Genomic DNA, 3,775 nt, shown 5'->3' on the forward strand with positions numbered 1-3,775 from the left:
GCTCATTAGTGGCGTCTGGACTGGTACGATGTGTTTAACCGAATCACATGCGGGTTCGGACCTTGGATTAATTAGAACAAAAGCAGAACCAAATCCGGACGGTAGCTACTCCATTACGGGTGAAAAGATTTTTATCTCGGCGGGTGAGCATGATCTTTCAGAAAATATTATTCATATTGTTTTAGCTCGTTTGCCTCAAGCACCCGTAGGGACCAAAGGCATTTCTCTATTTATTGTGCCTAAATTTAATGTGAGTGATGACGCTCAGGTGCTAGACCGTAATAAAGTCGTTTGTAGTGCGATTGAACATAAAATGGGGATTCATGGCAATGCCACCTGTGTACTGAATTTTGATGGCGCGAAAGGTTATTTGATTGGTCCGGAAAATCGCGGGCTCAATTGTATGTTTACCTTTATGAATACCGCACGTATTGGAACAGCCGTACAAGGGCTTGCTGCTTCTGAAATTTCATTTCAAGGCGCATTAAGTTATGCCAAAGAGCGACTCGCCATGCGCTCGTTATCTGGTCCTAAATATCCTGAGAAAAATGCCGATCCAATTATTGTGCATCCCGCTGTGCGCTCGATGTTAATGACACAAAAAGCTTTTTCTGAAGGTGGCCGTGCACTAGCTTACTTTTTGGCTCAGCATGTCGATATTGTCGAAAGCTCAAATGATCAGGAACAGCAAAAACACTCCGATGAATTACTGGCTTTTTTAACACCCATTGCTAAGGCCTTTTTAACAGAGTCAGGTAATGAGTCTGCAAAGCATGGCGTTCAAGTATTTGGTGGACATGGCTTTATTGTTGAGCATGGTATGGAGCAAATTGTACGTGATGCGCGTATCTCAACCTTGTATGAAGGAACGACCGAAATTCAGTCTCTAGATCTGCTGGCACGTAAAGTCCTCAAGTCGGAAGGCAAACTTTTAAAGAACATGACTGATTTAATTGATCAGTTTATTAGCCAGCACCAATCCAATGAAGTGCTGAAACCTTATTTAGAAAAATTAGCTGAGCTTAAGCAGCAATGGCTGTCACTGACCAAATCGATTGCAGAGAAAGCCAAGCACAACCCTGAAGAAATAGGAGCCGCTTCAGTAGATTATCTTTATTTTTCTAGTTACATCGTGTTCGCGTATTTGTGGGCTCGAATGGCACAAGTTGCCCATGAAAAATTAGAATCGGGTACACAAGAGGAAGCTTTTTATAAAGCAAAATTAACGACAGCTAAGTTTTTCTATCAAAAGCTTTTGCATCGTACACAGAGCCATGCAGCTTCTATTGAGTCTGGAGCTGAATCTGTGATGGAGCTCGATCAAGATGCTTTTGCATTTTAGTGAATGGTAAGTTCTAGAATCGCTGGGTGAAATTGATATGCGAAATTTTACCTAGTGATTAAATTTGTAATTTTAGACTCATCAGTTTTTGGTAGGAAAAACCAGTTGAGCCAATGAAATAGAGGGTTAACATAAGCATTAAAACGTGAATTTTCATCAAATATTGAAGTTGTATAAGGACTAAGGAAAGAAAATCATGAATGCTTATTATCAATTACTGAATAGAACAATTGGTCCTCAAGGTGAAGTGATTGCTCATTATTGCTCAACTGTTCATGCGCAAGGTGCTTGGAACCCTCATGAACAGCATATGGCGCCTGCAAGTGGCGTGATCGCAGTAGAGTTAGAACAATTTTCACCGCGACAAGATATGCGAATTGGCCGAATTAGTTTTGATATTTTTGGATTAATTGCATTTGGTGAATTTACGATTAAGACCCATGTGATTCGTGCTGGTAAAACCATTGAATTGATTGAAGCAGAACTACAAGCGCAAGGTAAAACTTGTATTGTGGCTAGAGCATGGCGCATGTGTACTCAAGACAGTTCCGAGATTGCGGGGCTTGAAGATCAACCAATTCATCATCCCGATACCTTTACTGAATGGTCGGGCATGAAAAGATGGCCGGGTGGTTTTATCCAGACCCTCGTCACTAAAACTAATGATCAGCATCGCGCGGGCAAAGGCATTGTTTGGCTAAACAATGACAAAGAAATGGTTGAAGGGCAGCCGACCACAGATTTTGCGCATTTAATTGGCATGGTAGATGCGGCAAACGGCATTGTCCCAAGACAAGAAGGCGAATTTACTTGGGGCTTTCCAAATCTTGATTTACAAATCCACATGCACCGTTATCCGCAAGGGAAATGGCTAGGTTTGGAAACCGTTCAGCAATATGGTTCGGATGGCATTGGTTTAACCAGTGCAGTTTTACATGATGTATATGGTCCATTTGGACGAAGCGAGCAGATTTTGACTTTACGTAAAATGACTAAATAAATTTTTGAGCCAATAAAAAGTCATCCCTCAGGATGACTTTTTTATTTTGAGATTTAATTTTTAGTTACGGACTTTTAGCAGTGTTGGGGTAAGTTCATCCCAACGTTGTTTTGCAGCGTCCATTGCTTTCATTTTGATATGCCCATAACCACGAACTTCTGCCGGTAATTTTGCAATTTGTTCAGCAACTGCCAAGTTATGATTGTCTGGTGCTTCAACAAGTGCTTCAACAAATGCGATATAACGGTCACGCCAAGCTTGTTCGTGTTGACGTTCTTCTTGACGTGCAAATGGGTCAAGGAAAGTTTCACGAAGCCATTGTAAGCGAGCAAGCATCATCATTGGGAAGCGCATCCAGTAACCAAACGCACGTTTACGGACATTTTTCAGGCCACCAAGTAACGCTGGCGGAGCAAGATGATACGTTAAACGTAAGCCTTTACCAAATTGGGTTTCGATCGATTCTTTGAAGCTTTTACCTGTTAGTAGACGTGCAACTTCATATTCATCTTTATAAGCCATAACTCTATAAAGCTGAGTTGCAATCGTACCTGTTAACTCTTCTGGTAACTTTTTAGCTGCCAATTCTACAAGTGTGCGGTATTTAGCTGCATAAGCTTCATTCCAGTAGTCTGTTAGACGAGCAGAACGGTCTTCAACAAGTTCAGCCAAAGTTTGCGGAGTTTTAGTTTTTGGCATTGCTGCAAGTAAACGAGCAGCTAAAGTCGGGTCACTTGCAAGATGACAACCCACGCGGAAAGCTTCAATGTTCTTTTCAACAGCCGTACCATTTAGGCGAATTGCTTTTTCAATGCTTTCACGTAATAGTGGAATGCGACCAGATTGCCATGCCATACCGAGTAATAACTGGTTGGTATAAATTGAATCACCTAAGAGTAGTGTGGCAATGCGAGCCGCTGGTAGAGAAACCAGTTGACCTTGACGAACACGACCACGAAGACGGTCAATTAAATCGGTAATAGGTGCATACCAGTCACGAGATTTAATAAACTCAGAAGTAGGAGTGCTGTCTTCATTCACAATCACTAAGGCATCTTCTTTTAAGCGAGAGAGGGCTGCACCACTACCAGCAACTACCGCATCTGCACCAATGAGTAATTCACATTGACCTGCTGGAATTTTGGTCGAAGAAATTTGCTCATCACTTGCTGCAAGTTGTACGTATGAATAAACCGTACCACCTTTTTGCGCAAGACCTGCCATATCCATAACACGTGTTGCTTTGCCTTCTAGGTGAGCTGCCATACCAAGAAGTGCACCGATAGTCACAACACCCGTACCACCAATACCGCCGACCATAATACGACTTGGAACATCATATAACTGAGGAATGATTGGAGATGTTGGCCATCCTGCGCTAATACCTTCAAATTTAGCAGGACGTTTCATATCACGTGTATGAACAGTCACAA

3 protein-coding genes are annotated in these 3,775 nt (G+C 42.0%); 2 read left to right on the forward strand and 1 reads right to left on the reverse strand.

Annotation, left to right across the window (positions count from 1 at the left end; translation table 11 throughout):
- Together C1642_RS18705 and C1642_RS18710 are read left to right on the forward strand one after the other, a co-directional pair.
- Positions 1-1,342 (forward strand): acyl-CoA dehydrogenase C-terminal domain-containing protein (locus C1642_RS18705; RefSeq protein ID WP_228154005.1); only part of this gene is annotated, 1,342 nt, incomplete at its 5' end.
- A gap of 196 nt (positions 1,343-1,538) precedes the next feature.
- A complete protein-coding gene (locus tag C1642_RS18710; protein WP_000995505.1) occupies positions 1,539-2,342 on the forward strand; it encodes a thioesterase family protein in 804 nt (267 codons plus the stop codon).
- A 60-nt stretch (positions 2,343-2,402) separates the two neighbouring features.
- On the opposite strand, the gene C1642_RS18715 is transcribed toward C1642_RS18710, so the two are convergent.
- Positions 2,403-3,775 (reverse strand): DUF6537 domain-containing protein (locus C1642_RS18715; protein ID WP_171304728.1); only part of this gene is annotated, 1,373 nt, incomplete at its 5' end.

The organism is Acinetobacter sp. AKBS16, from assembly GCF_002899995.1.
In the GTDB taxonomy this organism is placed as follows: Bacteria; Pseudomonadota; Gammaproteobacteria; order Pseudomonadales; family Moraxellaceae; genus Acinetobacter; species Acinetobacter baumannii.